Origin of the sequence: Flavobacterium ovatum, assembly GCF_040703125.1 — a bacterium.
GTDB classification, from domain to species: Bacteria; Bacteroidota; Bacteroidia; order Flavobacteriales; family Flavobacteriaceae; genus Flavobacterium; species Flavobacterium ovatum.
Map to the genome: position 1 here is coordinate 3,163,623 of NZ_CP160035.1, position 25,136 is coordinate 3,188,758.

23 protein-coding genes and 1 pseudogene are annotated in these 25,136 nt (G+C 31.3%); 18 read left to right on the forward strand and 6 right to left on the reverse strand.

Features of this window, described 5'->3' with window-relative positions:
- Positions 1-1,182, forward strand: coding sequence for a class I SAM-dependent methyltransferase (locus ABZP37_RS13260; protein ID WP_366183607.1), 1,182 nt, complete (start codon positions 1-3; stop codon positions 1,180-1,182).
- An 8-nt stretch (positions 1,183-1,190) separates the two neighbouring features.
- On the forward strand, positions 1,191-1,757 hold the full coding sequence (locus ABZP37_RS13265) for a hypothetical protein (RefSeq protein ID WP_366183608.1): 567 nt from the start codon (positions 1,191-1,193) through the stop codon (positions 1,755-1,757).
- A gap of 97 nt (positions 1,758-1,854) precedes the next feature.
- Here the strand turns inward: ABZP37_RS13265 and ABZP37_RS13270 are convergent, their stop codons facing one another.
- A complete protein-coding gene (locus ABZP37_RS13270) occupies positions 1,855-2,718 on the reverse strand; it encodes a hypothetical protein (RefSeq protein WP_366183609.1) in 864 nt (287 codons plus the stop codon).
- A gap of 409 nt (positions 2,719-3,127) precedes the next feature.
- On the opposite strand from ABZP37_RS13270, the gene ABZP37_RS13275 reads away from it, so the two are divergent.
- Genes ABZP37_RS13275 through ABZP37_RS13285 form a run of 3 tightly spaced genes read left to right on the forward strand, consistent with a single transcriptional unit; the run spans position 3,128 to position 5,795 of the window.
- Complete coding sequence (locus ABZP37_RS13275; RefSeq protein ID WP_366183610.1) at positions 3,128-3,349, forward strand: hypothetical protein; 222 nt, start codon at positions 3,128-3,130, stop codon at positions 3,347-3,349.
- A 46-nt stretch (positions 3,350-3,395) separates the two neighbouring features.
- Entirely contained in the window at positions 3,396-5,117 is a 1,722-nt protein-coding gene (locus ABZP37_RS13280; RefSeq protein WP_366183611.1) for a hypothetical protein, read from the forward strand.
- Between the two features lie 9 nt (positions 5,118-5,126).
- Positions 5,127-5,795 carry a response regulator gene (locus ABZP37_RS13285; protein ID WP_366183612.1) on the forward strand — a complete coding sequence of 223 codons (669 nt, stop codon included), beginning with the start codon at positions 5,127-5,129 and terminating at the stop codon, positions 5,793-5,795.
- A gap of 557 nt (positions 5,796-6,352) precedes the next feature.
- Here the strand turns inward: ABZP37_RS13285 and ABZP37_RS13290 are convergent.
- Positions 6,353-6,523 carry a hypothetical protein gene (locus tag ABZP37_RS13290; RefSeq protein WP_366183613.1) on the reverse strand — a complete coding sequence of 57 codons (171 nt, stop codon included), beginning with the start codon at positions 6,521-6,523 and terminating at the stop codon, positions 6,353-6,355.
- 359 nt (positions 6,524-6,882) lie between these two features.
- On the opposite strand from ABZP37_RS13290, the gene ABZP37_RS13295 reads away from it, so the two are divergent.
- The 4 genes from ABZP37_RS13295 to ABZP37_RS13310 all read left to right on the forward strand — a co-directional run bounded on the left by ABZP37_RS13295 (position 6,883) and on the right by ABZP37_RS13310 (position 9,401).
- Complete coding sequence (locus tag ABZP37_RS13295) at positions 6,883-7,101, forward strand: HTH domain-containing protein (RefSeq protein ID WP_366183614.1); 219 nt, start codon at positions 6,883-6,885, stop codon at positions 7,099-7,101.
- 63 nt (positions 7,102-7,164) lie between these two features.
- Positions 7,165-7,518 carry a DUF6565 domain-containing protein gene (locus ABZP37_RS13300; RefSeq protein WP_366183615.1) on the forward strand — a complete coding sequence of 118 codons (354 nt, stop codon included), beginning with the start codon at positions 7,165-7,167 and terminating at the stop codon, positions 7,516-7,518.
- A gap of 14 nt (positions 7,519-7,532) precedes the next feature.
- A complete protein-coding gene (locus ABZP37_RS13305; RefSeq protein ID WP_366183616.1) occupies positions 7,533-9,086 on the forward strand; it encodes a hypothetical protein in 1,554 nt (517 codons plus the stop codon).
- 27 nt (positions 9,087-9,113) lie between these two features.
- Positions 9,114-9,401, forward strand: coding sequence for a hypothetical protein (locus ABZP37_RS13310; protein ID WP_366183617.1), 288 nt, complete (start codon positions 9,114-9,116; stop codon positions 9,399-9,401).
- Here ABZP37_RS13310 and ABZP37_RS13315 read toward each other — a convergent pair.
- Together ABZP37_RS13315 and ABZP37_RS13320 are read right to left on the reverse strand one after the other, a co-directional pair.
- A pseudogene (locus ABZP37_RS13315) lies at positions 9,382-10,060 on the reverse strand (ATP-dependent 6-phosphofructokinase); the annotation flags it as partial. The gene ABZP37_RS13310 and the pseudogene ABZP37_RS13315 overlap by 20 nt on opposite strands.
- A 233-nt stretch (positions 10,061-10,293) precedes the next feature.
- On the reverse strand, positions 10,294-14,724 hold the full coding sequence (locus ABZP37_RS13320) for a translocation/assembly module TamB domain-containing protein (protein ID WP_366183602.1): 4,431 nt from the start codon (positions 14,722-14,724) through the stop codon (positions 10,294-10,296).
- 210 nt (positions 14,725-14,934) lie between these two features.
- Here ABZP37_RS13320 and tsaD point away from each other — a divergent pair, with 210 nt between their 5' ends.
- The 6 genes from tsaD to ABZP37_RS13350 all read left to right on the forward strand — a co-directional run bounded on the left by tsaD (position 14,935) and on the right by ABZP37_RS13350 (position 20,230).
- On the forward strand, positions 14,935-15,957 hold the full coding sequence (tsaD, locus tag ABZP37_RS13325; RefSeq protein ID WP_366183603.1) for a tRNA (adenosine(37)-N6)-threonylcarbamoyltransferase complex transferase subunit TsaD: 1,023 nt from the start codon (positions 14,935-14,937) through the stop codon (positions 15,955-15,957).
- 3 nt (positions 15,958-15,960) lie between these two features.
- Positions 15,961-16,671, forward strand: a complete 711-nt coding sequence (locus tag ABZP37_RS13330; RefSeq protein WP_366183604.1) for a 16S rRNA (uracil(1498)-N(3))-methyltransferase — start codon at positions 15,961-15,963, stop codon at positions 16,669-16,671.
- Positions 16,672-16,676: 5 nt separating this feature from the next.
- A complete protein-coding gene (locus ABZP37_RS13335) occupies positions 16,677-17,315 on the forward strand; it encodes a DUF4159 domain-containing protein (RefSeq protein WP_366183605.1) in 639 nt (212 codons plus the stop codon).
- Between the two features lie 64 nt (positions 17,316-17,379).
- The gene (locus ABZP37_RS13340) at positions 17,380-18,471 is read left to right on the forward strand and encodes an AI-2E family transporter (RefSeq protein WP_366183606.1); all 1,092 of its coding nucleotides are present in this window, start codon (positions 17,380-17,382) and stop codon (positions 18,469-18,471) included.
- Positions 18,472-18,473: 2 nt separating this feature from the next.
- Positions 18,474-19,655 (forward strand): class I SAM-dependent methyltransferase, encoded by a 1,182-nt coding sequence (locus ABZP37_RS13345; protein WP_366183607.1) that lies wholly within the window; start codon positions 18,474-18,476, stop codon positions 19,653-19,655.
- Between the two features lie 8 nt (positions 19,656-19,663).
- Positions 19,664-20,230: a hypothetical protein gene (locus ABZP37_RS13350; RefSeq protein WP_366183608.1), complete on the forward strand. Its 567-nt coding sequence runs from the start codon at positions 19,664-19,666 to the stop codon at positions 20,228-20,230.
- A gap of 97 nt (positions 20,231-20,327) precedes the next feature.
- Here ABZP37_RS13350 and ABZP37_RS13355 read toward each other — a convergent pair whose 3' ends face one another.
- Entirely contained in the window at positions 20,328-21,191 is an 864-nt protein-coding gene (locus tag ABZP37_RS13355) for a hypothetical protein (protein WP_366183609.1), read from the reverse strand.
- 409 nt (positions 21,192-21,600) lie between these two features.
- On the opposite strand from ABZP37_RS13355, the gene ABZP37_RS13360 reads away from it, so the two are divergent.
- From ABZP37_RS13360 to ABZP37_RS13370, 3 genes are read left to right on the forward strand one after another with little or no spacing between them, the layout of a single operon-like run.
- Positions 21,601-21,822, forward strand: a complete 222-nt coding sequence (locus tag ABZP37_RS13360) for a hypothetical protein (protein WP_366183610.1) — start codon at positions 21,601-21,603, stop codon at positions 21,820-21,822.
- A 46-nt stretch (positions 21,823-21,868) separates the two neighbouring features.
- Positions 21,869-23,590 carry a hypothetical protein gene (locus tag ABZP37_RS13365; RefSeq protein WP_366183611.1) on the forward strand — a complete coding sequence of 574 codons (1,722 nt, stop codon included), beginning with the start codon at positions 21,869-21,871 and terminating at the stop codon, positions 23,588-23,590.
- A 9-nt stretch (positions 23,591-23,599) separates the two neighbouring features.
- Positions 23,600-24,268, forward strand: a complete 669-nt coding sequence (locus ABZP37_RS13370) for a response regulator (RefSeq protein WP_366183612.1) — start codon at positions 23,600-23,602, stop codon at positions 24,266-24,268.
- A gap of 557 nt (positions 24,269-24,825) precedes the next feature.
- Here the strand turns inward: ABZP37_RS13370 and ABZP37_RS13375 are convergent.
- Positions 24,826-24,996 carry a hypothetical protein gene (locus ABZP37_RS13375; RefSeq protein ID WP_366183613.1) on the reverse strand — a complete coding sequence of 57 codons (171 nt, stop codon included), beginning with the start codon at positions 24,994-24,996 and terminating at the stop codon, positions 24,826-24,828.
- Positions 24,997-25,136: the final 140 nt, after the last annotated feature.

Consider the following 25,136-nt stretch of genomic DNA (forward strand, 5'->3'; position numbering starts at 1 on the left):
TTGAATACCTCTATTTTAGCACCTAAAATTCAGCATTTTATAAACCAAAACATTGGTGTTTCTTTGTCTAAATTAGCGTTGCAAAAGAATCCATTTCCAGAAATAGAATGGATTGACATTTTAAAACAAATGGAAGCAAAATCAAAAGCTAAGGACAAATTACCAACTTGGTTTCAAACGAAAGACATCCTCTACCCTACTAAAATTTCGGTAGAGCAAACATCCTCTGAAAAGACAGCGTATTACAAATCGAGTTTAATATCCGGAGAAAGTCTCATCGATTTGACTGGAGGTTATGGCGTTGATGATTTTTATTTTGCTAAAAAAATAAAAAAAGTAGTTCATTGTGAAATCAATGAAGAACTTTCAAACCTTGTCAAACACAATTTGGAGCAACTAAAGGTTTCAAACATTCAATGTTATATAGGAGATAGTAGAGAAACATTGATAGATCTCCACCAAAAATGGGATTGGATATACATTGATCCTTCGAGACGAAATGATGCCAAAGGCAAAGTTTTTATGCTTCAAGATTGTTTACCGAATGTTCCTGAAAACTTGGATTTTTATTTCACCCATTCTGACAAAATCCTGATTAAAACAGCACCTTTGCTAGACATAAGCTCAGCTTTATCCGAATTAAAAAATGTAAAAACTATTCATATTATTGCATTGGAGAATGAGGTAAAAGAATTGTTGTGGGAAATACATAAAGACTACCAAGGCGATATTTCTATAAAAACGGTTAATCTCATCAAAGATAAAACAGAAACGTTTGAATTTATTTTGGGAGAAAATACAAATTCACCTCTTTTTGGAACTCCAAAAAAATATATTTATGAGCCTAACAGTGCTGTCATGAAATCAGGTGGATTTGATGAAGTCGCATTGCATTTTAATTTAGAAAAACTTCACAAGCACTCCCATTTATATACTTCAGAAGAACGCATTGACTTCCCGGGTCGTGTATTTGAGATCCATAAAATCATACCTTATAACAAAGGAGAACTAAAAGCGACATTAGAAAACACCAAAGCCAATATTACCACCCGAAATTTTCCAGAAACGGTAGAGAATATTCGGAAGAAATGGAAAATAAAAGATGGAGGAGATACCTATTGTTTTTTTACAACCATTGAAAATAACGATAAAATAGTTTTAATTTGCAACAAAACACAATAACCATAACCATGAAAAATACCATCCTCGCCTTTTTATTAATCGCAAGCTTTCCCGTTTTTTCCCAAAAAGATTGTGAATACAGTGCTAATGTAAAAGATTCTTTAGGAGTCTATAAATTAACAAAAGAATATTTAGTCTCTGAGAAAAACTTCGCTGGAAAATCGGAATACATCTTTTGTTCTTTGGTTTCTAATGATGGATTTCCTGCTTTGAATGTACAGTTGATTCAAAAAAGTAAAGAATTTTTATCTGCAAATTGTTTTGATAAAAGTTCCAAATTATATTTACAATTACAAAACGGAAAAATCGTCACACTTTTACATGTTAACAAAGAAAGTTGCGGATCATTAATCAGAAACGACGAAGGATTTGATAACAGAGTGACAATGGGAACCTTTATGTTTGTTAAAGGAGCAATCGAAGAACTTAAAAGTTCACCTGTAAATTTGATGCGAATTAAATTCTTAACCAGTACAGATGATTTTATAGTTAAAAAAGAAATTACTTCAGAGATGAACCAAAAAGTTTATTTCCCTGAAACTTATTTTATGGATTACTTAAAATGTATTGACTAAGACTTTATATAGACCTGCAATCCTTAATTTTAGGATAAATAAAATCTTTATTCTGAATTAAAATACGGCTTTACACAAAAGTATAATTCATTCACTTCTAGTTTTTTCCCATAACATATTTGTTAATCATATACTGTGTTATGGGTTTCAATGGTTTATCATTTTCTGGATGATATCCAGGATTATTATAAAATTCCAATTCATTTCCTTTTTTGCAATACCACACTATCGGCTTATTATGTTTAAAAAAAGTCGTGCTATCGCAAACTTGAATTTTTCTAAAATTGAGCATATTCTCATCTAAAGGTATTTTAGAATATAAATTCAATACCCCCACTTTATTCTCTTCACAAGTTACCATTTCATAATGGTCATTCTGCCACTGCATACACTTCTCTTTTGGCAAAAGAAAAAATCCCACACCACAAATTACAAAAGTGATCAGTACAGCAATACTTATTTGTTTATAAAAAAACCTATTCCCATTTAGCTCTACACTTGACGCAGCCTTTAGTACCTCAATAACATTCTTTTCCTGATTTTTTATTTCATTATTTACAAGACCATCACTTTCTATTTGATTTTCACTCCTCAAATGATTTTCTGCTTTAGAAAATTTTAAATAAGGTCTTGGTTCAAAACCTACCAAAATTGCGGTAATATTCACTGCTTCCATATCTACTAAATCGGTCTCCCCTTTCAAGAAAGTCTCTATAGGTCTAAATTTATCCGTCAAATCCTTTAATTTATTGAAAGACGTAGGACTAAACTCAAAGCCGCAGAAAGAGGCAAAACTCATTAAATCATCCTTCTTGGAATTGTCCTTAAACAATTCAAAACACAAATTCCTCAATTTGGCACGTGACGGATTAAATAAGAAAGTAGAATAATTCCCATATTTCTCAAGCTCATATTGAACTTTTATGGCTTTTTTATAATCCTCTAAAGTGTTTTTTTTCATGCGTAGATAATATTTTTTTATAGGAATATCGAATTCGCATTTCATTATTAGTGTTTGCGACCAAATCTAGACCATGTTCATTTCATAAGCGAATCGGAATTTTCAGGAATCCAAAGGAATTCTAGGAATCTTAGGAATTCCCTGCTATTATCACTTCAAAACCTGCTGTTCTTTGCATCAGAATTTGTTGCTGTTCTATTTCGCGATAAGAACAAATGTACAAAACAACTTCTAAAAAAGTGTTGCTATACAGAACTGAATTATTATTCCGGGAAGTATAATAAAACCGCTCTGTACCAGCGCACTTCACTTCCCAAAAAACTAGTAATCAATACCGTTAGGCCTTGAAAATTATTCGATTCTCATTATCGAACGGCCCAACCTATGTCCAATTTTTAAACTTAAAATCATGAGAAAATTATTTTTTATTGCCGTTTTATCCGTGTCAAGCTTAGTTAATGCATCAAATGTTGTATTGAGTACAACAACAACTTTAAAACCAATACTAACCTCCAAAAACAATGAAAAACATGTCGAAAAAGAGAGCTGTATTAGTGTCCTATTTATAGCAAACGATGGTCCTGGAGATGGTGATATTATTATTTATCCTCCAAAAAGAAAAACAATATAGACACATAGTCTAAAATTATTATTATTTTCGGGGAAAGTTACAGCTAATGCAACGTTCCCCGATTATTATACTTTTCTTATTTTTATTTCTGTTGCCTTTTGTCTGTTGTCAAAAGGAGGCAAAAACTATAGAAAAAAACTTTTCTCCTAGCGCAAAATACCAACTTGCTGCAAAATTATCAGCATCGGCTGACTCCTACTTTAAAACAGCAAAATTTGATAGTGCTTTTTTTAATTACAATAAATCCAAAGAACTTTTTAAAGAAGAAAAAGACAGTACCTTCACCGCTTACAACTTAATAAAACTGGCTAAAATTCAGCAAATATTTGGCGATTACACTAGTTGTGAAGAAACACTTACTGAAGCTTTAGACTATTCAAAAGATAAGCCCGAATACCTACTAGCCATTCATAACCTATTAGGAATTACTTCCAAAGAATTGAAAAATTATGAAGACGCTATTATTTATTATAAAATTGTTTTAAATAAGATACAACAGGAGCATTTGAAAGTTATACCATTGAATAACATTGCTTCTGTTTATATTGAACAAAAAAAATATTCCCAAGCCATACTACTATTAGAACCTAGTTTACAAACTGATATACTAGACAGCCATCCCAAAACAAAAGCTATTCTGATGGATAATTTAGGTTTTGCATACTCTAAAAATGGTGAATCAAAAAAAGGATTGTCTTTGATGAACAAAGCATTAGCCATTCGTGTTCAAACCAACGATTCCTACGGAAACATCTCCAGTTATTTGCATTTAGCCGATTATTATCAGGATATTGATTCTCAAAAGTCAAATAAAAATGCTGTCTTAGCATACCAAAAAGCGACTCAAACTAAAAGTATAGATGAACAGCTACAAGCGCTTTCATTCTTAATGCTAAATAATCCCCAAAAAGGACAAAATTCTTCTGCACAATTATTTGTAAACCTAAATGACAGTATCAAAAAAGTGCGCAATAATGCCAAAAATCAATTTGCCAAAATCAAATACGACGCGAGTAAAGCCACATTAGAAAACATCAAATACAAAGAAGAAAGATCCGAGATTGCACTTCAACTTCAAACCAAAAAAAATCAAACTTATTTATTTGGATTTGGCTTCCTGCTACTACTCATTACCATTATATTTTTGGTGCATTATTTCAAAAATAAAAACAAACAAGCACGCTTACAAGCAAGTTACTCTACGGAAACTCGTATTTCCAAAAAACTTCATGATGAACTCGCTAATGATGTTTTCTATGCCATGACTTTTGCCGAAACTCAGGATTTACAAAATCCACTCAAGAAAGAAACCTTATTGGATAATTTGGATAAAATTTACAAGCGAACCCGAAATATTTCCAAAGAGAATAGTCCAATTGATACCGGCGAAAACTTTGTTTTTAATTTAAAACAAATGCTCAATAGCTACAAATCAAATACGGTTGAAGTTATCATAAAAACCCAAAACCCTATCGATTGGTCCCAAATAGAGGACAATAAAAAAATCGCAATTCAAAGAGTTTTACAAGAATTGATGGTAAATATGAAAAAATATAGCCAAGCAAATTTTGTTGTAATTGGCTTCGATTCCAACCAAAACAGCCTGTTAATAGACTATTCAGACAACGGGATTGGCTTCTCCGAAAAATTAATTTTGAAAAATGGTTTGCAAAATGCGGAAAACCGTATTCATGCTATCAATGGACTTCTTACTTTTGACACACAAACCCATAAAGGATTTAAGGCTAAAATTATAATTCCTAACTAATACTGTTTTATGTTTACAAAAGTTTTAATTGCAGATGATATTGATTTCAATGATGTAGGTGCCGCCCAAATTCTAAACGAATTAGAGGTACTCGAAGTACAATATGCCAAATATTGTGACGAAGCCTTGCTGAAAATAAAAAAAGCACATCAAGATAATAATCCGTTTCAATTGCTCATCTCCGATTTGTCTTTCAAGGCAGATCATCAAGTCAACAAACTAAACTCAGGTGAGGAATTGATTCAAGCAGTCAAAGAACTCTTTCCAGAGATTAAAATAATTGCATTTTCTATCGAAGATCGTCCACATAAAATAAAAGGACTTTTTGATGATCTCAATATCGATGGCTATGTACTAAAAGGTCGCAATACTATTTATGATCTTAAAGTAGCAGTTCAAAAAACTTTTAACAATGAACCCGATAACATTTCGCCTGAATTGTTATACCTCATGCAAGACAAAACCACCAGCGAAATCAACCAATACGATATTGTACTCCTCAAAAAACTCTCTTTGGGCATCAGCCAAGAAGGTATGGAAGCCGTTTTAAAACAAGAAGGCATCACTCCAAATAGCAAGAGCTCCATCGAGAAACACATCAATAAACTCAAAATATACTTTAAGGCCAACAACGCCACCCATCTAGTAGCCATTGCCAAAGATTTAGGCGTCATATAAATTTCCGTTTATAATTGCCATACAAAAGCTTCCTTCGGGGAGCTTTTTGTTGTTTATACCCTAAGTTAATTTAAGATAGCTTAAGTATTTTGGGCGTGCCCCGCCAAAAAAAGCGGGTCGGGCTAAACGTTACAAGTCCTCAACAAGTTCCGCTATCGCTACACTTGTTTGTGGGCTTTCCTCTTTTATCCCTCACGCAAAACAGCATTCAGCTAAACGATTTTGAATTTATAACAACGATTTTTAAATCGTACATGAAAGAGCAAATTGACAAAACATTTCATTATTTGTTTAGCATAAATAAGTGTATTGGTTTCCTAAAATCCCCTCTGACATCAAAAAATGTTAATCAAATAGCTTAAATCTATCACCTAAAAGGTATTTCCCGCATACGCTCAACACTTAAGTCAATGATTAACACAGAAAACAATTCCCAAAATTAACTTTTTCACATTTTTTTACTGTGGTTACGGTTTACCGTAAGGAAATCGTTTTTTATGAAGGTAATTTTACCAAAAATCAAGTCGTCATATTAAAATGAAGACGAGCTTATATCCTTAAAAACAAAATAAAATGAGAATTTTTAAAAATCTAGTTGTCATAACTGCTTTAGTATTTTCTACTGTTATATTAATAAACTGTGAAGGAAGAAAAGGTAAAATTAATGCTTCAATCATAGAAACTTCTATTTCCCCTCCAGTTCCAAACAAGTAAATTTTATAATTCATTCACAAAAAAATTAATTACCTACCTATTCACGATTTCAAATCCTTTTACTTAAATGAAGTTCATAAAACTTCATTTATAAAAGCTTCAAAAGTGGAAGCTTTCTGGTTTTTCTGGTATTTAGTTTTTGTGATTACGGTTTCCCGTAAGGGAATGAATATTTATGGGGGTAGGTTTGGAGAATAATAAAACAGAGGCACTTTTCAGCAAATACACACCCTATGTTTCTAAACAAAATTAATTCTAGTAAAAAAATTTCAGTGATGATCAAATTGAATGCTAGTGAATTAAATAATTTTCGCAAACCAATTCTGATCACTGCATTCTAGTTGCAGTAACGAACAGTATAATTGTAATCTAAATGGATATTAGAATCATTATAAGAATACACAATTGCATAAAGAGCAGTTTAACTGGTACTCCTGGTGAACTTAGTCAAAGACTGGAAGTTTCTGAGCGCACTTTATACAATTATATTTCTTTTATGAAGAACGACTTAAAAGCACCTATACAATTTTGTAAGATTAAAAGAACCTATGAGTATAAAGGAGAGTGTTATTTAAAATTTGAGCATAAATAAAATATTATGGGTATTAATTTACAGAAGAAGCTAATTATAAAATTAAGATCAAAATTGATTTGTTTGCTTTTTATTTTAAGCCTTTCATCATGTCAATCTTTCAAGAAAGATAATTTTTTGAACAGCTTTGAATCATTTGTTAACGATGTTGAATTGAATAGTAAAAATTACAATAAAAAAGAATGGGCAGATTCAGATAAAGAATATTATGCTTATGTCGAAATAAAATATCCTGAATTTAGAGAGACCATGACTGATGCGGAAATAAATACGACAAATGTATTAATAGGGAAATATCAGGCGCTAAAAATCAAATCAGAGATATTGAATATTAAACAAGGTTTAAATGATATTTTGGATCAAGCATCATCTTTTGCAAATGAAATCGTATCTGACACAACTTCAAATAATAAATAATTTTAATAATAACCATGAAAAATTTCATAAAAATCAGCTTACCAATAGTCACTTTATTTTGTCTACAAGGTTGTTGTAAAAAAGAAGATTCAAGTGCTTGGTCAAAATATAAGCCTCTAAACGAGATTGAAAAACATATTGAGGGATATTATGGTGCTTCATTAGGAGGAGAAGCTAATCCTAAAACGGGTAATACAGCTGTGTTTGTAGACTTTTCAGACGGATTGATTCAGGCCTATAATAATAATCCTTCAAATGCTATTATCATTCAAGCAATTACAAACAAACTTGTTAGTCCAGATATAGAGTGGTTTGCTTTGGGAAACTCAAAAATTACAAAGCTTGATTTAGCAAGTAATCAAATTTACAATAAAGTTACAGATCCCAAAGAATATAAAGATATAATGGCTCCAATTAAGGGTGCTCTGCAAAAAATAACATCTTCAAATAATGATGCATTATTAATTACCGATTTTGAAGAATATACAGGTGATGGCAAAGAGCAATTCGAGAATTATCCTAAAGAATATTTTACAAATTGGTTGGCAAAGGGAAATTCAATTACATTTTTCTATACTGATTACTCGGAAATAAACAAAAAATCTGGAATTACTACTTCAAAACATCTCTATTATACAGTGTTTACTCACGGGAAGGCAACAGAAACAAGTATGGTTTCACAAATAAGAAATGCTTTAAAAGGAAGGGTAACAACTAAGATATTTGAATTAAATAATAGTCCATATACTATTTCAAATGACTATGGAGGTAAAGATAAAACCGGAATAGCTAATAACACTTTATCACAAGTGGCAACAACTATTTTAAATGCATCTGCAGATAAGAATTTACCTTATGAAGTAATCGGTGTAGAAAATAATTGGGATGATGGTTTAGATAAATATGTTCAAAATATAATTCAAAAAGAAAAAGGACTTTTTATGAATAAATTACTATTGAATGCATCTGATCAATCTTCTTATAAATTAAAAAAGATAGCTGTAAAGGTTTATGATGTTTCCGATGATTTTGAAAAATATGCCCGTTGCAACAAAGCTAAAAATCATATTCCAGTTCTTACCAAAAATGACAAAAAGGATTTGGTTTGGGATGAAAAATCAAAAAATGACCCAATTACTGTTGAATGCTACCAACCTAACGAGAAAACAATTGTACCCAACTACCTTTACAAATCAAAGGATTCAACTGCTAATGAATGGTCTGAAGTATTTGATGTTGATAGTGGAATATTCAATAGTCATTTAAAAAACGATCCAAAAAAAATCGAGCTAAAATTGATCTTTCATAAGAATTATAAAAAAGATAATTTTAAAAAAGAGGATGCATTAATTAGAATTGATTACATAATTGAAGATGTTACTTTCAATGATACAAATCCCCAATTAAATGATTTTCAATGGACTTCCAGTACTGTAAGGGGAAATATTAATACTTCTCTATCAGAAGCTATACGAAACACTCTTCAAGATCCAAAAGTAAATCCAAAAAGCAAAATATTATATTCTTATTTCATAAAATTTGGAAATACTACCTCGACAAGTAATTAATCAAAAAAAACAATAAATTTTAACATTATGACAGCATACTTTATTTCAGCAATTTTTGCAGGAGCAATGATACTTCTAGCAGCATTTATCTCAAATTCTATCAAGTTTGAAGGAGGTAGCAATCCAACTGACCCTGGTAAAAGAAAAATGTGGTTTTGGATTATGGCTATAATTAATCCTATAGTTTGTTATACTATTGGATGGCTAGTGTTGGCTCCAAATGCAGAGAGTAAACAAATGCAATTTGATGAATATATGGCTGTGCTACCTATTGCAACAGTTGTAGGTTTCTTTATGCAATTACAACAATACTAGATGATTTACCTGATGCTTTACTCTTTTTCAAAGACTCTAAAAGTCTATCTAAACCTAATTTTTCTTCAGGAATCAATATTTCTTCAGCTCCAGCTCCAATTCCTGCATTTAATGCAATATGACCAGCATCTCTACCCATAACCTCTACAAAGAATAGACGGTTGTGAGAAATAGCGGTATCTCTAATTTTATCAATACATTCTACAACAGTAATTTAAAGCAGTATCATAACCAAGTGTATGACTTGTACCAAAAATATCGTTATCAATTGTTCCTGGAATTCCAATTATTGGAAAATTATACTCTGAATTAAAAAGTAATCCTCCTGTAAAGGTTCCGTCTCCTCCAATTACTACCAAAGCATCAATACCAGCTTTTAGCAATTGTTCGTGTGCTTTTTTACGACCTTCTGTTGTTCTAAATTCAGTTGAACGTGCTGATTTTAAAATAGTACCTCCTTTATTCACAATATTATTTACTGAACGTGGACCCATTTCGGCAAAATCACCTTCAATCATTCCTTGGTAACCTCTATAAATACCTACACACTCAATTTTATGATAAGCACAAGTTCTAACAACAGAACGAATAGCAGCATTCATTCCAGGTGAATCACCACCTGAAGTCAAAACTCCTATTTTATTAATCTTATTTGACATTGTTTTTAGTTTAAGTCGTAAATTTAAGAAACATATCGCACTTTTCAACCTTATGAAATACTAAATTACTCAACCTCAGTAAATTCAAACGTTTTCGTTAATAAGTTTTCAAAAAAACAAAAAAAAATCAGTTTAACTAACATAAATCTATTTTTTTCATGTTTAACTAACAATTAATCATAATTTGAAAATTTTTAAATAAAAACAACAATCCTGAATTTTCTATCTACAACTTATTCTTCATCAGGTACAATTGCCTCCCTATTGGGTTTTGATTCTACTGGTTTTGGTTCTTTTTGTTTAGAAAAATTAATGTATTCAGGTGCTAAATTTGAATCTTGAAACTGGTCAATGTATTGAATTGTTGAATTTGACTTTTGATTTTTAAATATTTTATTTACCAATTCTCGGAACGTATCAAAATCCACCTCATAAGAAACCCCTAATCCTTGCGTATAACCAATACCTTGTCCTATATAGTTAACATCATTTTCACGATTAAAGATTCGTAAGTTTAAAGTACCGTCATCATTGACTCTGTATTGTACTTCTAAGTCACCTACAACTGCTGATTCATTGATTCCTCCAAATGGAACCCCTACTTTACCATTAATAGTAAATCTTTCATTTATTTTTGAAGAAATAGTAGCTACTACTCTACCATCAGTTTCTTGACCAATACGTTTGTCAGCTGATACATAATTAAAACCAACTTTAAATTTATCATCATCAGTTCTTATAATCCCTCCTAACAAACTAGAAGCCGTTTCAAACAAACTTCCTGAAAAATCAGATTGATTCACTCCTTCTGAACTTAAAAAACCTCCTGAAGATAGTAAATACAACGCTTGAGTTTGTCTAACATCCTTATCATATAACTTATATTGAATTTCAGATTTCAACACATTACTAACGGTAGGGAACTCAATATTAAAATCAGGTTCGGGACTAGCTAAATCTCCCTTAATACCAATAATCACATTCACGGGTACTTTTCTATTAAAAGAAGAATTTTCTAAAAGTACCGCCGGATTCGCAATGGTTTTATATACGGCTTCTAAATTCAACTGAGCACGCATTGGATTTCCTTCCCAAGAAATAGATCCTCCTTTTTTTACATCAAATTTCTTATCAATAAGACCTCCATATTTGAAATTATAAGAACCTTCATAGGCTTGAAAATTCCCCCACATATTGAATTTCCCTAAAGTATTAATTTTGAATAATAACGACCCGTACCCCTTACCTTTCATTCCGTGTCCTGAATTTCGGTCTAAAATCACTTCTACTTCTGCATCAGGTGTTATATCTAAATCAAACTCTAACTCTAATCCTTTATAATTTCTAGAATTATCTAAAATCCCTTTCTTGATATTACTTTTTTCTTTTGCACTTAAAAAATGTAATAGACTATTATCACCAAGGCTTTCTGCTTGATTTATTGGGATTTTCAAAGCAGACCCCTTCTCTGACTTAGCTTCCACTTTTATAAACAAACCGTTTGTAGGTCCTGTAATACTAGCATTTCCGTCAATAAATGCAGTTCCATAATATGCTGCATCTTCACTATCTTGAGTATCTAGAACTAACAATCGTTTGGAATTGATAGCTAAATCTAATTTCCAATCCATAAATTTATCATGCTGAATACTTCCTCTCAATACTCCTTTAGTACCAAATTTAGAATCTGTGAGTATATTATTTCTTAACAGGAAGCTCTCGTCTAATAAGTCCACTATAGAACCCTCCGCCAATTTATAATCAACATTTAAGTATGGAATTGTTAGTCCTGCTCCATCTACAAAAAGTCGTCCACTAATTTTAGGCTGATTAACCGTTCCTCCTATATGTGAATTCCCTGAAACAAATCCTCTTATATTTGATAAAACACTACCTCCAAGGGAACTTAAAATTCCTAGATTAAATTTATCCAATTTTAAATCCAAATCTAAGGCCGCTTCTTTACCTACAATTGTAAAATTTCCTTTTGCGTTGAACGATTCTAGATTTTTATTCTCCAAATAGGAATCAATTGAAAATTTTTCCAGGTTTTGGTCTCCTTCAATTTCAAACTTTAAAACCCCTAAATCAGTTTCGTTAATATTCAAATGATCTATTACCAATGCGGCTGTAGGTTTATATACCGTATTATTTTGAAAAAAATTAACTTCTCCATTTAAATTTCCCTTAAAAACAAACTTATCATCAGCAGGAGTAATCTTAAACAAATCAACATCTTTAAAACTCAATTTTAAATCTTTGTTGGTTTTACCGCCTGTTTTTCCTTTTAGAATAATTTCCTGATTTTCATGTGATAAAATAATATTATTGATAGAAAAATTCTTCAATAGCTTATCAAAGACAATTTGATTATCTGCTGTCTCTTTTTCGTTCAAAAACCATAGATTGTCTTTAATTTTTAATTCAGATTTGCTAATCCCTACAACATTTTCATTTTCCTTATTGATAGTATGGTATAAATTCAAATTGAAATAATCTTCTCCTTTTGACCCTCCTTTAAACTCTGACCTAAAAAACAAGGTATCTTTATTGGTCACGTTTATCAAACTAAAATCGCGTATTTTATAATATTTAGTTTTAATACTATCTAATTCTAAATAAGCATTATACAAAGGATTTTTGTTATCTATTGCAATTCTAATATTATCAAATGTATTATCATCCGCAACAATCTTAGGTGAATTAAAATTAAGTTTAAATTCCTGAGAATCTGATTTAATACTCCCCTTAATAACCGTATTTGATCCAATCGTTATATTTGGATAAAATATTTCGATGATTTTATTATATACTGAAAAATTAAATTTTAAAAATTGTCCCTTATTAACTGGCTCCGGTTTAAAGTTGGTGTACAAGCTACCGATCGAGTTCCTAACTAAAACCCCTAACTCACTAAATTTAAACCTCCCTACAATTTCACCTTCAACAATGTCCGGAGAATTTAAGGTAATTGTTCTAATTTTACCTGCATCAAAATTAGAATTGATTGAAAAGTCATTGAACGTATAAATATCTTTTTCATTCTGATAAGAGGTGTTTTTAAAATATACATTTCCCTGTAAATTTTCAATCGTATTACCATCAACTTGAACAATAACATCCCCTTTAAAATTAGAAATAGTATCATTTACAAAATTCAATTTATGAAAATCAGCATTTCTAACATCTATATGAAAGTCATATTTACTGTCTTTTTTACTTAAATCGACCAAACCATCAAAATCCATATTTAGATTAGGATCGTCAACATTTACTTTACCTCTATAATAGGGGGGCTTAAAATTACCATTTACGGCTATATTTCTATAGTTATACTTATTATAATAAATCTTAGAAACTACTCCTTTTACACCCGTATCTAAATATTTTTTGGTAAAACCAACGCCTTCAATCTCTACATCCATGGTCACTTTACCTAAATCTTTCTCATCAAGAAAAATCCCTAAGTCAAAATCTTTGGTCACTACATTTCCATTGTATGAAGCTTTATCTATAAAGTCAATTTGATTGATACTCAAGTCTGACTTCACATCTCCGATGTCTGTAATCATTGAAAAATCAGCGTCCAAATCGGTGGCGCTCCACTGGATATTACCTTTAATATTGAAGTTTCCAATTCTTTTTAATTCAATAGGTAGTTTTTTTCCTAAAACATTCGGAATCAATTGAACTAAATTGTCATAGGAAGAAGATAATTTACTAAGATTAGCATCCATCAAAAAGCGTTGATGCTGTTTCCCCCAAATATTTTTGAAATTGATTGCTCCAAATAACCTTGTATTCTTAGAGTCGTATAAACTCAAATTATTCAAGGTCAAGTTATTCAAGGTTCCTTTTACTTTTGTCGCCAAATTAAAAGACAAATCTTTACCTAAATCATTGTAAAAAGGTCGAATGTCATTTGACGAAACTAATGACGGATATATTGTACCTTCAAATTTTACTTTGTCGTTGAAATCTGCAAAATCAGTAATTTTATAACTCAGTACGATATCTGCTTTAATCATGGACTCTTTGGTTTTGATGTCCAAATTCTTGAGTACTATTTGCTTTTTGGTATAACTAAATTTTGTATTTAATTCAGACACATATACTCCACGATGATCCAAAAACGACATTTTTTTTATTACGGAAGTAACTTCTGGCCCGTATAACTTGAAGTTTATTAATAGGGCATTTAACTTGGTAAAATCAACATCTTTGGGAGCTACTCTATTTTCGTCGCTCAAAATAAAATGACTATTTACAATTGTTGCAACATCAGCCTCAAAAAGAGTATGTTTTCCTGTAGAAGGTTTTCCGTCATCAAAAGATTTTATAAATACATCAATATTAGTATCGTCTTCGTTCTTATAGGTTTTTAAATTAAATAATAGGTTTTCTAATCTGATATCACCAAACATCAAATCACCATCTAATAACTTTTTGACATCTAAAATATTTGTATTAAGGATTTCACTGTAAATCAAAGTATCTTTATGATGGTCTCTAATTAAAACCTCTCTCAATTTAACACCTCCAAAAATATTTATTTTAGCGGTCCCCACATTGATATCAACCCCAAAATCATTATTTAAGTTCTGGGTAACATAATGTGCAATTTTAGTTTGAACGAAAGAAGTTGAAAGAGCAATTCCTAACAATAGTAAGAGGAGAATTAACCCAATAATTAAACTTAAAAATATTTTAATGTACTTTTTGATCTTCTTGATTTTTAATTTTTTCTAAAAACAGGATATTGCACAAAGAAAGAGTCTTTCCTTTCGCAAAAATTCTTTAATTTTGGCTGCGCCGTAAAATTAAAGAATTTAAAATTCGGTTTGTCAAATATAATTCAAAATTTGTGCCTTTTTATGCAAAATCCCGAGGTTTTTATTCTTGCCATCGAAAGTTCCTGTGATGATACTGCTGCCGCTGTTTTAAATAACGATAAAGTATTGTCAAATGTTGTTGCTAATCAGCTAATTCATTCACAATATGGAGGTGTAGTACCTGAACTAGCTTCGAGAGCACACCAACAAAATATTGTTCCCGTAATTGATGCCGCTCTTAAAAAAGCCAATATTCAAAAAGAACAACTCAGTGCCATTGCTTTTACCCAAGGTCCAGGACTTATGGGTTCACTACTCGTGGGGAGTTCTTTTGCGAAGTCAATGGCTAGTGCATTAAACATCCCTTTGATTGCCGTAAATCATATGCATGCACATATTTTAGCCCATTTTATTGATGAAGAAGGCTATGACAAACCAGAATTTCCGTTTTTAGCCTTAACCATTAGTGGTGGACATACTCAAATTGTGAGAGTTGAAGGTTTTTTTGATATGACCATAATTGGCGAAACAACTGATGATGCGGTTGGAGAAGCATTTGATAAAACTGCAAAAATATTAGGACTTCCCTATCCTGGTGGTCCATTAGTTGATAAAAATGCACAATTAGGAAATCCAATAGCTTTTAAGTTTACCAAGCCTAAAGTTCCGGGATTGGATTTTAGTTTTTCTGGTCTCAAAACGGCTATTTTGTATTTTATCCAAAAGAAAAAACTTGAGAACGAAAATTTCATTGACGAAAACATCAATGATATTTGTGCTTCGGTTCAACATACTATCATCGAGATTTTGATGGACAAACTAAAATTAGCTGTCAAAGAAACTGGCATCAATAAAATAGCAATTGGCGGCGGCGTTTCTGCTAATTCAGGTATTAGAAAAACGCTAAAAGAAGGCGAACAAAAATACGGGTGGAAAACCTATATCCCCAAATTTGAATACACCACAGATAATGCTGCAATGATAGGAATTGTAGGTTATCAAAAATATTTAACACAACAATTTGAAACCGCTACAGTTGTTTCAAAAGCACGAATCCAATTTTAAGCTATGCAATTATTTTACAATATTGACCTAAACGAATCTACAGAAAGCTTTTCTTTTGACAAAGAAGAAAGCAGGCACATCATTAAAGTATTGCGGAAAAAAGATGGTGATATACTACACGTTACCAATGGATTAGGACTTTTATTTGAAACTAAAATTAATTTGGCCTCCGATAATAAATGTACGGTTGATATTTTATCTTTCACAAAAAAAGAACCTTCTAAATATCATTTGCATTTGGCAGTAGCCCCTACCAAAATGAACGATCGATTTGAATGGTTTTTGGAAAAAGCAACTGAAATAGGTATTCATGAAATTACACCAATTATTTGTGATCGTTCTGAAAGAAAAGTGATCAATCAAGATCGTTATGAGAAAATAATCTTATCGGCTTTAAAACAAGCTAACGAGCTTTATTTACCCAAATTAAACCCTGCCATTTCATTTAAAGATTTTGTTGGTCAAACAGAAAAAAAAGGCCTTCAATTAATTGCTCATTGCGAAGAAACGGATAAAAAAACACTTAAATCTATTTTGAAACCAAATGAAGATGTCACCATGCTGATAGGACCTGAGGGAGATTTTTCAGATAAAGAAATCCAACTAGCATTAGAGAATAACTTCCAAGCCGTATCTTTGGGAAATACTAGATTACGAACTGAAACAGCTGCAATGGTAGCCTGTCATAGTATTGCTTTTTTTAATGAGAATTAAATCAGATGAAAAAAATCTATTTCGTTTTTCTTTTTCTGTCCTTGAACATTTTTGCTCAAGAAATTGCCTTATTGAAATATAGTGGCGGTGGTGATTGGTATGCAAATCCCACTTCATTGCCTAATTTAATTCAATTTTGCAACACCAACATTAACACCACTTTAAAAACAAAACCAGCAACTGTAGAACCAGGAAGCCCCAATCTTTTTACGTACCCATTTATTCATTTGACAGGTCATGGAAATGTGGTTTTTAGTGATGCCGAAGTAAAAAACCTTCAGGATTACTTAAACTCTGGTGGTTTTTTACACATTGACGATAATTATGGTTTAGACCAATATATTCGAAAAGAAATCAAAAAATTGTTTCCTAATACAGCCTTAATAGAAATTCCGGCAACGCATTTAATTTTTCAAAAGCCGTATGCTTTTCCGAATGGTTTACCTAAAATTCACGAACATGATGGCAAACGACCACAAGCTTTTGGAATATTTGTAAAAAGTAGATTAGTCTTACTATACACTTATGAGTGCGACTTAGGAGATGGTTGGGAAAATCCCGAAGTCAATAATGACCCACTTTCCGTTCGAGAAAAAGCGTTGAAAATGGGTGCCAATATTATACATTATATATTCAACAACTAGACTAGACTAATTTAATTTTTAGTCGGTTTTTAAACTACATTTGAATCCATATCTATCCCTTTTTATGATTACATCTAAAATAATTGCAAACGGAATTTTGAAAGCTATTGCTTTTTTAATCATCACATGTTTAGTACTTTTCTTTTTGTACCAAATTCAGACCGTCATTCTCTATCTTGTAATTTCGTTAATCCTTTGTTTAATAGCCAATCCCTTTGTTTCTTTCTTAAAAAAAAGACTGAAATTTAATAATACCATGGCGACTGTTGCAACACTTATATTATTCATTTCATTACTTATAGGTTTTGTCCTTTTATTTGTACCACTAATCATATCACAAGCAGAAAATTTATCCTTATTGGATACTAATTTACTCCAAAATCAATTTATTGTTATCGAAAAAAACATAGAGAATTATTTCAATATCAATCACATCAATTTAGAAGAACTATTGAAAGAATCAAACTTATCTTCTAAAATCAACTATAACTATTTTACAGATTTCATCAATTCAATCTTAAACCTCATTGCTAGTTTTGGAATGGGATTAGCGTCCGTTTTTTTTATCACTTTTTTCTTCCTGAAAGACCAATTACTATTTAAAGAAAAAGCTAAAATGATTCTTCCTGATGAGAATGAAGATAAAATCTTAAATTCTATCGAAAAGACTAACCAACTATTAACACGTTATTTTATTGGTTTATTGATCCAATTGACAGCTGTATTTGTCATGTATTTGATTGTTCTTTTAATCTTTAATTCAAAAAATGCTTTTATCATTGCGTTTTTATGTGCCTTACTAAATATCATACCTTATATAGGACCAATCATAGGAACTGTTTTAGCTGCTATTCTAACTTTAATTGGCGGAATAGGGACTGATTTTAGAACTGAAATGCTTCCTACGACGATTTATATTGTTATTGGTTTTTTAATCGTTCAAGTGATTGATAACAACATCAACCAACCGATTATTTTCTCAAAAAGTGTCAAATCTCATCCTTTAGAAATTTTCTTAGTAATCCTTATTAGTGGAATTACATTTGGTGTTTTTGGAATGGTAGTGGCAATTCCTATTTATACAATATTGAAAGTAGTATTGAAAGAATTCTTTCCTAAGAATAAAATAGTCTCTGTTTTAACCGAAAATATTTAGCTTTGAATACCTCTATTTTAGCACCTAAAATTCAGCATTTTATAAACCAAAACATTGGTGTTTCTTTGTCTAAATTAGCGTTGCAAAAGAATCCATTTCCAGAAATAGAATGGATTGACATTTTAAAACAAATGGAAGCAAAATCAAAAGCTAAGGACAAATTACCAACTTGGTTTCAAACGAAAGACATCCTCTACCCTACTAAAATTTCGGTAGAGCAAACATCCTCTGAAAAGACAGCGTATTACAAATCGAGTTTAATATCCGGAGAAAGTCTCATCGATTTGACTGGAGGTTATGGCGTTGATGATTTTTATTTTGCTAAAAAAATAAAAAAAGTAGTTCATTGTGAAATCAATGAAGAACTTTCAAACCTTGTCAAACACAATTTGGAGCAACTAAAGGTTTCAAACATTCAATGTTATATAGGAGATAGTAGAGAAACATTGATAGATCTCCACCAAAAATGGGATTGGATATACATTGATCCTTCGAGACGAAATGATGCCAAAGGCAAAGTTTTTATGCTTCAAGATTGTTTACCGAATGTTCCTGAAAACTTGGATTTTTATTTCACCCATTCTGACAAAATCCTGATTAAAACAGCACCTTTGCTAGACATAAGCTCAGCTTTATCCGAATTAAAAAATGTAAAAACTATTCATATTATTGCATTGGAGAATGAGGTAAAAGAATTGTTGTGGGAAATACATAAAGACTACCAAGGCGATATTTCTATAAAAACGGTTAATCTCATCAAAGATAAAACAGAAACGTTTGAATTTATTTTGGGAGAAAATACAAATTCACCTCTTTTTGGAACTCCAAAAAAATATATTTATGAGCCTAACAGTGCTGTCATGAAATCAGGTGGATTTGATGAAGTCGCATTGCATTTTAATTTAGAAAAACTTCACAAGCACTCCCATTTATATACTTCAGAAGAACGCATTGACTTCCCGGGTCGTGTATTTGAGATCCATAAAATCATACCTTATAACAAAGGAGAACTAAAAGCGACATTAGAAAACACCAAAGCCAATATTACCACCCGAAATTTTCCAGAAACGGTAGAGAATATTCGGAAGAAATGGAAAATAAAAGATGGAGGAGATACCTATTGTTTTTTTACAACCATTGAAAATAACGATAAAATAGTTTTAATTTGCAACAAAACACAATAACCATAACCATGAAAAATACCATCCTCGCCTTTTTATTAATCGCAAGCTTTCCCGTTTTTTCCCAAAAAGATTGTGAATACAGTGCTAATGTAAAAGATTCTTTAGGAGTCTATAAATTAACAAAAGAATATTTAGTCTCTGAGAAAAACTTCGCTGGAAAATCGGAATACATCTTTTGTTCTTTGGTTTCTAATGATGGATTTCCTGCTTTGAATGTACAGTTGATTCAAAAAAGTAAAGAATTTTTATCTGCAAATTGTTTTGATAAAAGTTCCAAATTATATTTACAATTACAAAACGGAAAAATCGTCACACTTTTACATGTTAACAAAGAAAGTTGCGGATCATTAATCAGAAACGACGAAGGATTTGATAACAGAGTGACAATGGGAACCTTTATGTTTGTTAAAGGAGCAATCGAAGAACTTAAAAGTTCACCTGTAAATTTGATGCGAATTAAATTCTTAACCAGTACAGATGATTTTATAGTTAAAAAAGAAATTACTTCAGAGATGAACCAAAAAGTTTATTTCCCTGAAACTTATTTTATGGATTACTTAAAATGTATTGACTAAGACTTTATATAGACCTGCAATCCTTAATTTTAGGATAAATAAAATCTTTATTCTGAATTAAAATACGGCTTTACACAAAAGTATAATTCATTCACTTCTAGTTTTTTCCCATAACATATTTGTTAATCATATACTGTGTTATGGGTTTCAATGGTTTATCATTTTCTGGATGATATCCAGGATTATTATAAAATTCCAATTCATTTCCTTTTTTGCAATACCACACTATCGGCTTATTATGTTTAAAAAAAGTCGTGCTATCGCAAACTTGAATTTTTCTAAAATTGAGCATATTCTCATCTAAAGGTATTTTAGAATATAAATTCAATACCCCCACTTTATTCTCTTCACAAGTTACCATTTCATAATGGTCATTCTGCCACTGCATACACTTCTCTTTTGGCAAAAGAAAAAATCCCACACCACAAATTACAAAAGTGATCAGTACAGCAATACTTATTTGTTTATAAAAAAACCTATTCCCATTTAGCTCTACACTTGACGCAGCCTTTAGTACCTCAATAACATTCTTTTCCTGATTTTTTATTTCATTATTTACAAGACCATCACTTTCTATTTGATTTTCACTCCTCAAATGATTTTCTGCTTTAGAAAATTTTAAATAAGGTCTTGGTTCAAAACCTACCAAAATTGCGGTAATATTCACTGCTTCCATATCTACTAAATCGGTCTCCCCTTTCAAGAAAGTCTCTATAGGTCTAAATTTATCCGTCAAATCCTTTAATTTATTGAAAGACGTAGGACTAAACTCAAAGCCGCAGAAAGAGGCAAAACTCATTAAATCATCCTTCTTGGAATTGTCCTTAAACAATTCAAAACACAAATTCCTCAATTTGGCACGTGACGGATTAAATAAGAAAGTAGAATAATTCCCATATTTCTCAAGCTCATATTGAACTTTTATGGCTTTTTTATAATCCTCTAAAGTGTTTTTTTTCATGCGTAGATAATATTTTTTTATAGGAATATCGAATTCGCATTTCATTATTAGTGTTTGCGACCAAATCTAGACCATGTTCATTTCATAAGCGAATCGGAATTTTCAGGAATCCAAAGGAATTCTAGGAATCTTAGGAATTCCCTGCTATTATCACTTCAAAACCTGCTGTTCTTTGCATCAGAATTTGTTGCTGTTCTATTTCGCGATAAGAACAAATGTACAAAACAACTTCTAAAAAAGTGTTGCTATACAGAACTGAATTATTATTCCGGGAAGTATAATAAAACCGCTCTGTACCAGCGCACTTCACTTCCCAAAAAACTAGTAATCAATACCGTTAGGCCTTGAAAATTATTCGATTCTCATTATCGAACGGCCCAACCTATGTCCAATTTTTAAACTTAAAATCATGAGAAAATTATTTTTTATTGCCGTTTTATCCGTGTCAAGCTTAGTTAATGCATCAAATGTTGTATTGAGTACAACAACAACTTTAAAACCAATACTAACCTCCAAAAACAATGAAAAACATGTCGAAAAAGAGAGCTGTATTAGTGTCCTATTTATAGCAAACGATGGTCCTGGAGATGGTGATATTATTATTTATCCTCCAAAAAGAAAAACAATATAGACACATAGTCTAAAATTATTATTATTTTCGGGGAAAGTTACAGCTAATGCAACGTTCCCCGATTATTATACTTTTCTTATTTTTATTTCTGTTGCCTTTTGTCTGTTGTCAAAAGGAGGCAAAAACTATAGAAAAAAACTTTTCTCCTAGCGCAAAATACCAACTTGCTGCAAAATTATCAGCATCGGCTGACTCCTACTTTAAAACAGCAAAATTTGATAGTGCTTTTTTTAATTACAATAAATCCAAAGAACTTTTTAAAGAAGAAAAAGACAGTACCTTCACCGCTTACAACTTAATAAAACTGGCTAAAATTCAGCAAATATTTGGCGATTACACTAGTTGTGAAGAAACACTTACTGAAGCTTTAGACTATTCAAAAGATAAGCCCGAATACCTACTAGCCATTCATAACCTATTAGGAATTACTTCCAAAGAATTGAAAAATTATGAAGACGCTATTATTTATTATAAAATTGTTTTAAATAAGATACAACAGGAGCATTTGAAAGTTATACCATTGAATAACATTGCTTCTGTTTATATTGAACAAAAAAAATATTCCCAAGCCATACTACTATTAGAACCTAGTTTACAAACTGATATACTAGACAGCCATCCCAAAACAAAAGCTATTCTGATGGATAATTTAGGTTTTGCATACTCTAAAAATGGTGAATCAAAAAAAGGATTGTCTTTGATGAACAAAGCATTAGCCATTCGTGTTCAAACCAACGATTCCTACGGAAACATCTCCAGTTATTTGCATTTAGCCGATTATTATCAGGATATTGATTCTCAAAAGTCAAATAAAAATGCTGTCTTAGCATACCAAAAAGCGACTCAAACTAAAAGTATAGATGAACAGCTACAAGCGCTTTCATTCTTAATGCTAAATAATCCCCAAAAAGGACAAAATTCTTCTGCACAATTATTTGTAAACCTAAATGACAGTATCAAAAAAGTGCGCAATAATGCCAAAAATCAATTTGCCAAAATCAAATACGACGCGAGTAAAGCCACATTAGAAAACATCAAATACAAAGAAGAAAGATCCGAGATTGCACTTCAACTTCAAACCAAAAAAAATCAAACTTATTTATTTGGATTTGGCTTCCTGCTACTACTCATTACCATTATATTTTTGGTGCATTATTTCAAAAATAAAAACAAACAAGCACGCTTACAAGCAAGTTACTCTACGGAAACTCGTATTTCCAAAAAACTTCATGATGAACTCGCTAATGATGTTTTCTATGCCATGACTTTTGCCGAAACTCAGGATTTACAAAATCCACTCAAGAAAGAAACCTTATTGGATAATTTGGATAAAATTTACAAGCGAACCCGAAATATTTCCAAAGAGAATAGTCCAATTGATACCGGCGAAAACTTTGTTTTTAATTTAAAACAAATGCTCAATAGCTACAAATCAAATACGGTTGAAGTTATCATAAAAACCCAAAACCCTATCGATTGGTCCCAAATAGAGGACAATAAAAAAATCGCAATTCAAAGAGTTTTACAAGAATTGATGGTAAATATGAAAAAATATAGCCAAGCAAATTTTGTTGTAATTGGCTTCGATTCCAACCAAAACAGCCTGTTAATAGACTATTCAGACAACGGGATTGGCTTCTCCGAAAAATTAATTTTGAAAAATGGTTTGCAAAATGCGGAAAACCGTATTCATGCTATCAATGGACTTCTTACTTTTGACACACAAACCCATAAAGGATTTAAGGCTAAAATTATAATTCCTAACTAATACTGTTTTATGTTTACAAAAGTTTTAATTGCAGATGATATTGATTTCAATGATGTAGGTGCCGCCCAAATTCTAAACGAATTAGAGGTACTCGAAGTACAATATGCCAAATATTGTGACGAAGCCTTGCTGAAAATAAAAAAAGCACATCAAGATAATAATCCGTTTCAATTGCTCATCTCCGATTTGTCTTTCAAGGCAGATCATCAAGTCAACAAACTAAACTCAGGTGAGGAATTGATTCAAGCAGTCAAAGAACTCTTTCCAGAGATTAAAATAATTGCATTTTCTATCGAAGATCGTCCACATAAAATAAAAGGACTTTTTGATGATCTCAATATCGATGGCTATGTACTAAAAGGTCGCAATACTATTTATGATCTTAAAGTAGCAGTTCAAAAAACTTTTAACAATGAACCCGATAACATTTCGCCTGAATTGTTATACCTCATGCAAGACAAAACCACCAGCGAAATCAACCAATACGATATTGTACTCCTCAAAAAACTCTCTTTGGGCATCAGCCAAGAAGGTATGGAAGCCGTTTTAAAACAAGAAGGCATCACTCCAAATAGCAAGAGCTCCATCGAGAAACACATCAATAAACTCAAAATATACTTTAAGGCCAACAACGCCACCCATCTAGTAGCCATTGCCAAAGATTTAGGCGTCATATAAATTTCCGTTTATAATTGCCATACAAAAGCTTCCTTCGGGGAGCTTTTTGTTGTTTATACCCTAAGTTAATTTAAGATAGCTTAAGTATTTTGGGCGTGCCCCGCCAAAAAAAGCGGGTCGGGCTAAACGTTACAAGTCCTCAACAAGTTCCGCTATCGCTACACTTGTTTGTGGGCTTTCCTCTTTTATCCCTCACGCAAAACAGCATTCAGCTAAACGATTTTGAATTTATAACAACGATTTTTAAATCGTACATGAAAGAGCAAATTGACAAAACATTTCATTATTTGTTTAGCATAAATAAGTGTATTGGTTTCCTAAAATCCCCTCTGACATCAAAAAATGTTAATCAAATAGCTTAAATCTATCACCTAAAAGGTATTTCCCGCATACGCTCAACACTTAAGTCAATGATTAACACAGAAAACAATTCCCAAAATTAACTTTTTCACATTTTTTTACTGTGGTTACGGTTTACCGTAAGGAAATCGTTTTTTATGAAGGTAATTTTACCAAAAATCAAGTCGTCATATTAAAATGAAGACGAGCTTATATCCTTAAAAACAAAATAAAATGAGAATTTTTAAAAATCTAGTTGTCATAACTGCTTTAGTATTTTCTACTGTTATATTAATAAACTGTGAAGGAAGAAAAGGTAAAATTAATGCTTCAATCATAGAAACTTCTATTTCCCCTCCAGTTCCAAACAAGTAAATTTTATAATTCATTCACAAAAAAATTAATTACCTACCTATTCACGATTTCAAATCCTTTTACTTAAATGAAGTTCATAAAACTTCATTTATAAAAGCTTCAAAAGTGGAAGCTTTCTGGTTTTTCTGGTATTTAGTTTTTGTGATTACGGTTT

What these genes read in the sequence shown, in the direction of transcription:
- ABZP37_RS13265 (WP_366183608.1), top strand. Translation starts at nt 1,191, where the DNA reads ATGAAAAATACCATCCTCGCCTTTTTATTAATCGCAAGCTTTCCCGTT.
- ABZP37_RS13270 (WP_366183609.1), bottom strand. Translation starts at nt 2,718, where the DNA reads ATGAAAAAAAACACTTTAGAGGATTATAAAAAAGCCATAAAAGTTCAA.
- ABZP37_RS13275 (WP_366183610.1), top strand. Translation starts at nt 3,128, where the DNA reads ATGAGAAAATTATTTTTTATTGCCGTTTTATCCGTGTCAAGCTTAGTT.
- ABZP37_RS13280 (WP_366183611.1), top strand. Translation starts at nt 3,396, where the DNA reads ATGCAACGTTCCCCGATTATTATACTTTTCTTATTTTTATTTCTGTTG.
- ABZP37_RS13285 (WP_366183612.1), top strand. Translation starts at nt 5,127, where the DNA reads ATGTTTACAAAAGTTTTAATTGCAGATGATATTGATTTCAATGATGTA.
- ABZP37_RS13290 (WP_366183613.1), bottom strand. Translation starts at nt 6,523, where the DNA reads ATGAATTATAAAATTTACTTGTTTGGAACTGGAGGGGAAATAGAAGTT.
- ABZP37_RS13295 (WP_366183614.1), top strand. Translation starts at nt 6,883, where the DNA reads ATGGATATTAGAATCATTATAAGAATACACAATTGCATAAAGAGCAGT.
- ABZP37_RS13305 (WP_366183616.1), top strand. Translation starts at nt 7,533, where the DNA reads ATGAAAAATTTCATAAAAATCAGCTTACCAATAGTCACTTTATTTTGT.
- ABZP37_RS13310 (WP_366183617.1), top strand. Translation starts at nt 9,114, where the DNA reads ATGACAGCATACTTTATTTCAGCAATTTTTGCAGGAGCAATGATACTT.
- tsaD (WP_366183603.1), top strand. Translation starts at nt 14,935, where the DNA reads ATGCAAAATCCCGAGGTTTTTATTCTTGCCATCGAAAGTTCCTGTGAT.
- ABZP37_RS13330 (WP_366183604.1), top strand. Translation starts at nt 15,961, where the DNA reads ATGCAATTATTTTACAATATTGACCTAAACGAATCTACAGAAAGCTTT.
- ABZP37_RS13335 (WP_366183605.1), top strand. Translation starts at nt 16,677, where the DNA reads ATGAAAAAAATCTATTTCGTTTTTCTTTTTCTGTCCTTGAACATTTTT.
- ABZP37_RS13340 (WP_366183606.1), top strand. Translation starts at nt 17,380, where the DNA reads ATGATTACATCTAAAATAATTGCAAACGGAATTTTGAAAGCTATTGCT.
- ABZP37_RS13350 (WP_366183608.1), top strand. Translation starts at nt 19,664, where the DNA reads ATGAAAAATACCATCCTCGCCTTTTTATTAATCGCAAGCTTTCCCGTT.
- ABZP37_RS13355 (WP_366183609.1), bottom strand. Translation starts at nt 21,191, where the DNA reads ATGAAAAAAAACACTTTAGAGGATTATAAAAAAGCCATAAAAGTTCAA.
- ABZP37_RS13360 (WP_366183610.1), top strand. Translation starts at nt 21,601, where the DNA reads ATGAGAAAATTATTTTTTATTGCCGTTTTATCCGTGTCAAGCTTAGTT.
- ABZP37_RS13365 (WP_366183611.1), top strand. Translation starts at nt 21,869, where the DNA reads ATGCAACGTTCCCCGATTATTATACTTTTCTTATTTTTATTTCTGTTG.
- ABZP37_RS13370 (WP_366183612.1), top strand. Translation starts at nt 23,600, where the DNA reads ATGTTTACAAAAGTTTTAATTGCAGATGATATTGATTTCAATGATGTA.
- ABZP37_RS13375 (WP_366183613.1), bottom strand. Translation starts at nt 24,996, where the DNA reads ATGAATTATAAAATTTACTTGTTTGGAACTGGAGGGGAAATAGAAGTT.